The organism is Streptomyces sp. NPDC056224, from assembly GCF_042267665.1.
GTDB lineage: Bacteria > Actinomycetota > Actinomycetes > Streptomycetales > Streptomycetaceae > Streptomyces.
This window is the reverse complement of sequence record NZ_JBHJTK010000092.1, coordinates 1-6,063: the sequence shown is the minus strand read 5'-3', so window position 1 is coordinate 6,063 and position 6,063 is coordinate 1. Positions and strand designations below refer to the sequence as shown.

5 protein-coding genes are annotated in these 6,063 nt (G+C 70.9%); 2 read left to right on the top strand and 3 right to left on the bottom strand.

Annotation, left to right across the window (positions count from 1 at the left end; all coding sequences use genetic code 11):
• Positions 1-91: 91 nt before the first annotated feature.
• Genes tyrS through ACFCZ1_RS38270 form a run of 3 tightly spaced genes read right to left on the bottom strand, consistent with a single transcriptional unit; the run spans position 92 to position 4,375 of the window.
• Complete coding sequence (gene tyrS / locus ACFCZ1_RS38280; protein ID WP_376682888.1) at positions 92-1,360, bottom strand: tyrosine--tRNA ligase; 1,269 nt, start codon at positions 1,358-1,360, stop codon at positions 92-94.
• A 52-nt stretch (positions 1,361-1,412) separates the two neighbouring features.
• The gene (locus ACFCZ1_RS38275) at positions 1,413-2,816 is read right to left on the bottom strand and encodes a metallopeptidase TldD-related protein (protein ID WP_376682887.1); all 1,404 of its coding nucleotides are present in this window, start codon (positions 2,814-2,816) and stop codon (positions 1,413-1,415) included.
• Positions 2,813-4,375: a TldD/PmbA family protein gene (locus ACFCZ1_RS38270; protein ID WP_376682886.1), complete on the bottom strand. Its 1,563-nt coding sequence runs from the start codon at positions 4,373-4,375 to the stop codon at positions 2,813-2,815. Before ACFCZ1_RS38270 ends, ACFCZ1_RS38275 begins: the two co-directional genes overlap by 4 nt.
• A gap of 145 nt (positions 4,376-4,520) precedes the next feature.
• Between ACFCZ1_RS38270 and fabG the strand changes: the two genes are divergently transcribed.
• Both fabG and fabI read left to right on the top strand, forming a co-directional pair.
• Positions 4,521-5,240 carry a 3-oxoacyl-[acyl-carrier-protein] reductase gene (fabG, locus tag ACFCZ1_RS38265; RefSeq protein ID WP_376682885.1) on the top strand — a complete coding sequence of 240 codons (720 nt, stop codon included), beginning with the start codon at positions 4,521-4,523 and terminating at the stop codon, positions 5,238-5,240.
• A gap of 5 nt (positions 5,241-5,245) precedes the next feature.
• Positions 5,246-6,016 (top strand): enoyl-ACP reductase FabI, encoded by a 771-nt coding sequence (gene fabI / locus ACFCZ1_RS38260; protein ID WP_328924994.1) that lies wholly within the window; start codon positions 5,246-5,248, stop codon positions 6,014-6,016.
• Positions 6,017-6,063 lie beyond the last annotated feature (47 nt).

Here is a 6,063-nt window from a genome sequence, read left to right as displayed (position 1 = left end):
GTCGGGGCCCCGGGGGTCGGGGGGGGCGGGCCCGCCACCAGTGGGCGGGCCGGGCCCCTCCGCGGTGTGCCGTGCCGCGAGGCGTCGGGCGTCAGGCGCCGGTGACCTCCACCGCGGCCAGGCTCTTCTTGCCGCGGCGCAGCACCAGCCAGCGCCCGTGCAGCAGGTCCTCCTTGGCGGGGACCGCGTCCTCGGCGGTGATCTTCACGTTGTTCACGTAGGCCCCGCCCTCCTTCACGGTCCGCCGGCCGGCCGACTTGCTCGCGACCAGACCGGTCTCGGTCATCAGGTCCACGACCGGGCCGAGCTCCGCCACCCGGGCGTGCGGCAGCTCGGACAGGGCCGCGGTCAGCGTGGCCTCGTCCAGCTCCGCCAGGTCGCCCTGGCCGAACAGCGCCTTCGACGCCGCGATCACGGCGGCGCACTGGTCGGCGCCGTGCACCAGCGCGGTCAGCTCCTCCGCCAGCGCCCGCTGCGCGGCGCGCGCCTGCGGCCGCTCGGCGGTCTGCGCCTCCAGCTCCTCCAGTTCCTCACGGCTCCGGAAGGACAAGATCCGCATGTAGGTGGAGATGTCCCGGTCGTCCACGTTCAGCCAGAACTGGTAGAACGCGTACGGCGTGGTCATCTCCGGGTCCAGCCAGACGGCCCCGCCCTCGGTCTTGCCGAACTTGGTGCCGTCCGCCTTGACCATCAGCGGGGTCGCCATCGCGTGCACGACCGCGCCCGGCTCCACCCGGTGGATCAGGTCGAGGCCGGCCGTCAGGTTGCCCCACTGGTCGGAGCCGCCCTGCTGGAGCACGCAGCCGTGGCGCCGGTAGAGCTCCAGGAAGTCCATGCCCTGGAGCAGCTGGTAGCTGAACTCCGTGTAGCTGATGCCCTGGTCGGACTCCAGCCGCTTGGCGACCGAGTCCTTCGTCAGCATCTTGTTGACGCGGAAGTGCTTGCCGATGTCCCGCAGGAACTCGATCGCGGACATGCCCGCCGTCCAGTCCAGGTTGTTCACCAGGACCGCCGCGTTCTCGCCCTCGAAGGACAGGAACGGCTCGATCTGCGAACGCAGCCGGTTCACCCACTCCGCGATGACCGCGGGCTCGTTCAGGGTGCGCTCGGCGGTCGGGCGGGGGTCACCGATCTGGCCGGTGGCCCCGCCGACCAGCGCGAGCGGCCGGTTCCCCGCCAGCTGGAGCCGGCGCATGGTGAGCACCTGCACCAGGTGTCCCACGTGCAGCGAGGCCGCGGTCGGGTCGTAGCCGCAATAGAACGTGACAGGACCGTCCGCGAACGCCTTGCGCAGCGCTTCTTCATCGGTGGACTGGGCGAAGAGCCCGCGCCACTTCAGTTCGTCGACGATGTCCGTCACGGTTCTCTCGACTCCTTTGGTGTAGGGAAATGCGAAGCCCAGTCTAGGTGGGTCAGACCCCCTTGCTGACCGAGCTCATGTTGAAGTCCGGGATGCGCAGCGCCGGCATCGAGGCCCGGGTGAACCAGTCGCCCCACTCGCGCGGCAGGGTCTTCTCGGTCCGGCCGGCCTCCGAGGCCCGCGACAGCAGGTCCACGGGCGACTCGTTGAACCGGAAGTTGTTGACCTCGCCGACGACCTGCCCGTCCTCCACCAGGTAGACGCCGTCCCGGGTCAGGCCCGTGAGCAGCAGGGTGGCCGGGTCGACCTCGCGGATGTACCAGAGGCAGGTCAGCAGCAGACCCCTCTCGGTCCCCGCCACCATCTCCTCCAGCGACTTGTCGCCGCCCCCGTCCAGGATCAGGTTCCCGAACGCGGGGGAGAGGGGCAGTCCGGTCAGCCCGGCGGTGTGCCGGGTCGTGGTCAGCCGCTTCAGCTCCCCGTCCCGGATCCACTCGGTGGCCGGGACCGGCAGGCCGTTGTCGAACACCGACGCGTCGTCCCCGGAGCTGTGCGCGATCACGAACGGGGCGGACTCCAGGCCCGGCGCGGCCGGGTCGCTGCGCAGGGTCAGCGGGAGCTGCGACAGCTTCTCGCCGATCCGGGTGCCGCCGCCCGGCTTGGAGAAGACCGTACGGCCCTCCACCGCGTCCCGGGCGGCCGCCGACCACATCTGGTAGATCAGCAGGTCGGCCACGGCCGTCGGCGGCAGCAGCGTCTCGTACCGCCCTGCGGGCAGCTCGATCTTCCGCTCGGCCCAGCCCAGGCGCACGGCCAGCTCCGCGTCCAGCACGGTCGGGTCCACGTCCTTGAAGTCCCTGGTGGCGCGGCCGGCCCAGGCCGAGCGCTGCCGGTCGGGGGACTTGGCGTTGAGCTCCAGGGTGCCGTTGGGCTGGTCGTGGCGCAGCCGAAGGCCCGTCGAGGTGCCGACGTACGTGGAGACCAGCTCGTGGTTGGCGAAGCCGTACAGCTCCCGGCCGCCCGCGCGGGCCCGGGCGAAGGCCTCGCCGAGGGCGGGGGCGAAGTCCGCGAACACCGCGGAGGAGGTCTCGACGGGCGGGTCCGTGAAGTCCGGCGAGGCCGGGGTGCCGGTCACCAGCGGCTGGGCGTCCTCGGCCGGACCCGCCCCGCGCGCGGCCGCCTCGGCGGCCCGGACCAGCGGCTCCAGGTCCGCGGCGGTGACGGCGGAGCGCGAGACGACCCCCGAGGCCGTGCCCTCCTTGCCGTCGACCGTGGCGATGACCGTGAGGGTGCGCCCGCGGGTGACGCCGTTCGTCGTCAGGGCGTTGCCCGCCCAGCGCAGGTTGGCGCTCGACTCCTCGTCGGCGATGACGACGCAGCCGTCGGCGGTGGACAGCTCCAGGGCCCGCTCGACGATCTCGTGGGGCTTGGTGCGTCCGTTCGAAGGGGTGCTCATCGGCCGGCCTCCTGCGTGGTGTTCAGGATGTTCACGTCGCGGAACAGCGCGGACGGGCAGCCGTGCGAGACCGAGGCCACCTGGCCCGGCTGGGCCTTGCCGCAGTTGAAGGCGCCGCCCAGGACATAGGTCTGCGGGCCGCCGACCTTCTCCATCGAGCCCCAGAAGTCGGTGGTCGTGGCCTGGTACGCGACATCGCGCAGCTGCCCGGCCAGCTTGCCGTTCTCGATCCGGAAGAACCGCTGCCCGGTGAACTGGAAGTTGTAGCGCTGCATGTCGATCGACCAGGAGCGGTCGCCGACGACGTAGATCCCGCGCTCCACGCCGCCGATGAGGTCCTCGGTGGACAGACCGCCCGGATCCGGCTGGAGCGACACGTTCGCCATCCGCTGCACGGGCACGTGCCCGGGGGAGTCGGCGTACGCGCAGCCGTTGGAGCGGCCGAGACCGGTCAGCTTCGCGATCCGCCGGTCCAGCTGGTAGCCGACCAGGGTGCCGTCCTTGACCAGGTCCCAGCTCTGCGCCTCGACGCCCTCGTCGTCGAAGCCGACCGTGGCCAGCCCGTGTTCGGCGGTGCGGTCACCGGTCACGTTCATGATCGAGGAGCCGTACTTGAGCTTGCCGAGCTGGTCGAAGGTGGCGAAGGAGGTCCCCGCGTACGCCGCCTCGTAGCCCAGCGCCCGGTCGAGCTCGGTGGCGTGGCCGATGGACTCGTGGATGGTGAGCCACAGGTTTGACGGGTCCACGACCAGGTCGTAGCGCCCGGCCTCCACGCTCGGCGCCCGCATCTTCTCGGCGAGCAGCCCGGGAATCTGCTCCAGCTCGGCGTTCCAGTCCCAGCCGGTGCCCGTGAGGTACTCCCAGCCGCGCCCGGCCGGCGGGGCGATGGTGCGCATGGAGTCGAACTCGCCGGTGGTCGCGTTCACGGCGACGGCCGTGAGCTGCGGGTGGATCCGGACCCGCTGCTGGGTGGTCACGGTGCCCGCCGTGTCGGCGTAGAACTTGTTCTCGTGCACGGCGAGGAGCGAGGCGTCCACGTGGGCGACGCCGTCGGCCGCCAGGAGCCGCGAGCTCCAGTCGGCGAGCAGCGCCGCCTTGTCCGAGTCGGGAACCTCGAAGGGGTTCACGTCGTAGGCGGAGATCCAGGTCCGCTCCGAGTGCACCGGCTCCTCGGCCAGTTCCACCCGCTCGTCGGAGCCCGCGGCCTTGATCACCTGGGCCGACAGCTTCGCCATGGCCACGGCCTGCGAGGCCACCTTGGCCGCGGCGTCCATGGTCAGGTCCACCCCGGAGGCGAACCCCCAGCTGCCCCCGTGCACCACGCGGACCGCGTAGCCGAGGTCGGTGGTGTCGGACCCGCCGGAGGGCTTCGCGTCCCGCAGCCGCCACGAGGCGCTGCGGATCCGCTCCAGCCGGAAGTCGGCATGCTCGGCGCCCAGCGCGCGCGCCCGGGCGAGCGCCGCGTCGGCGAGCGCCCGCAAGGGCAGTGCGGTGAAGGCCGCGTCGATGGAATGGGGCACGGAAGTCCTCCCGGGGTCGGGGCCGGTCTCCCCGATCATGTCGCGCTCAGGGCTCTTGTGCCTACATCTTTCTGTAGGGACTCGACAGAGCCCGCCGCGAGGCCCTGTCGGAGGTCGATTCTCCGTACGGGGGACGCGGCCTATAGGTTTTCGGTATCCACACAGCTAGCGAAAGGGTGATCCGTTGAGCCGCTCGGTTCTCGTCACCGGAGGAAACCGGGGCATCGGCCTCGCCATCGCCCGTGCCTTCGCGGAGGCCGGAGACAAGGTCGCGATCACGTACCGGTCCGGCGAGCCGCCGGAGGCGCTGGCCTCGCTCGGCGTTCTGGCGGTCCGCTGCGACATCACCGACTCCGAGCAGGTGGAGCAGGCCTACAAGCAGATCGAGGACGCGCACGGCGCGGTCGAGGTGCTGGTGGCCAACGCCGGCATCACCAAGGACACGCTGCTGATGCGGATGTCCGAGGAGGACTTCTCCTCGGTCGTCGACACCAACCTCACCGGTACCTTCCGGGTGGTCAAGCGCGCGAACCGTGGCATGCTCCGTGCCAAGAAGGGCCGCGTCGTCCTGATCTCCTCGGTCGTCGGACTGCTGGGCTCGGCGGGCCAGGCCAACTACGCCGCCTCCAAGGCGGCGCTGGTCGGTTTCGCCCGCTCGCTCGCCCGTGAGCTGGGCTCGCGCAACATCACGTTCAACGTGGTCGCCCCCGGTTTCGTCGACACGGACATGACTAAGGTGCTCACCGACGAGCAGCGTGCGGGCATCGTGGGCCAGGTGCCGCTCGGCCGTTACGCGCAGCCCGAGGAGATCGCGGCAGCCGTGAGCTTCCTGGCGTCCGACGACGCCGCGTACATCACCGGAGCCGTCATTCCCGTTGACGGCGGATTGGGTATGGGTCACTGATCACCATGAGCGGAATTCTCGAGGGCAAGCGCATCCTCATCACCGGGGTGCTGATGGAGTCGTCCATCGCTTTCCACACCGCCAAGCTGGCCCAGGAGCAGGGCGCCGAGGTCATCCTGACCGCGTTCCCCCGCCCGACGCTGACCGAGCGCATCGCCAAGAAGCTGCCCAAGCCGGTCAAGGTGATCGAACTCGACGTCACCAACGACGAGCACCTGGCCCGTCTGGAGGGCCTCGTCCGTGACGAGCTCGGCGGCCTCGACGGGGTCGTGCACTCCATCGGCTTCGCGCCGCAGGACGCGCTCGGCGGCAACTTCCTGAACACCCCCTTCGAGTCGGTCGCCACCGCCATGCACGTCTCGGCGTTCTCGCTGAAGTCGCTGACCATGGCCTGCAAGCCGCTGTTCCCGCACGAGGGCGCGGCCGTCGTCGGCCTCACCTTCGACGCGCAGTTCGCCTGGCCGCAGTACGACTGGATGGGCCCGGCCAAGGCCGCGCTGGAGGCCACCAGCCGCTACCTCGCCCGTGACCTGGGCAAGGAGAACATCCGCTGCAACCTGGTCTCGGCAGGCCCGATCGGCTCGATGGCCGCGAAGTCCATCCCGGGCTTCTCGGAGCTGGCGGACGTCTGGAACTCCCGCTCCATGCTGGAGTGGGACATGAGCGACCCGGAGCCGGCGGGCAAGGGCGTCGTCGCCCTGCTCTCGGACTGGTTCCCGAAGACCACCGGCGAGATCGTCCACGTGGACGGCGGCCTGCACGCGATGGGTGCCTGACGGTCCCTGAATCCGTACGGCGGCGGCCGCGCTTCCCTTCCGGGAGG